The sequence below is a fragment of the Oleiphilus sp. HI0125 genome (assembly GCF_001635355.1).
The window spans coordinates 1-866 of record NZ_LWGF01001240.1 but is presented as its reverse complement, the minus strand read 5'-3'; the positions used below and the strand labels follow the sequence as shown (position 1 = coordinate 866).

Annotated in this window: 1 protein-coding gene; it reads left to right on the top strand. The window is 44.9% G+C overall.

Features of this window, described 5'->3' with window-relative positions:
* Positions 1-866: class I adenylate cyclase (locus A3762_RS21585; protein WP_197469480.1), on the top strand; the 866-nt coding region annotated here is incomplete at both ends.

Here is an 866-nt window from a genome sequence, read left to right as displayed (position 1 = left end):
GCAACAAGCCAATTTGGTTAAAACCATCGATCAGGTTGTACTGAACAGCTGGGGTGAAGTATCTGCCGTGCGTTATGAGGTAGGTGAGACTTTACTGCAGAACTTACAAGCTTATTTGTTGCTGTGTGCAGAGCAAGCAGGTGGGCCATTCGAATTGATCGTGCGCTGTTTTAGTTCGTTCAGAGCGAGAGCCATTGAAGACCGAGTGAAAGCATTATTTTATGAGGCTCGCTCTGTATTATTTGGCCCAGATCATCAAGTCCGTTCAGTTAGGTATATTATTGGTTTGGGCAAATCCTTCTATTTGATTCATGCAGCGAACAAGCAATTTCGTTTTGAGCTGTTCGAAACTCAAGATGTACTCTTTGAACGTTTAAGGCGTGTTGAAGGCAGTTACTTGCCGATTAGGTTCGATAGCTATGCCCTTGAACACGAAACCGTTCTGAAAACAGCGCTCGCGATGAACGAGCCAGATTTAATTCAAGTCTTTTATGTCTATCAAGAGAACGAAATTGATCTGTATGTATTAGACGAGTTTGGGGGCTTGTTAAAGGGGAGCCTTCCACGCCAAGACGAGTCGATCATGCAGTCAGCGGTGTTCTCTTTCTTAAGTACCGTGCTAGATCGCAGACAATTGAGTATGGCGCATCATCATCACGGTGTTATGCCAACGGTTGCGCTGTATGCAGTGTCCGAGTCACAAGGTGATATTCATACACGGCGCATAAAGCGGATTGATTTGCTAGAGGCAGAGCCCGTTCACGCCTTCGCTAATTATGCAGGAGACACCTTGCATTATGATTTCCATGCGCTTGGTAAAGACTTCTCTTATACCGAATATGGTGATCAACAATTCGCCGCATTAA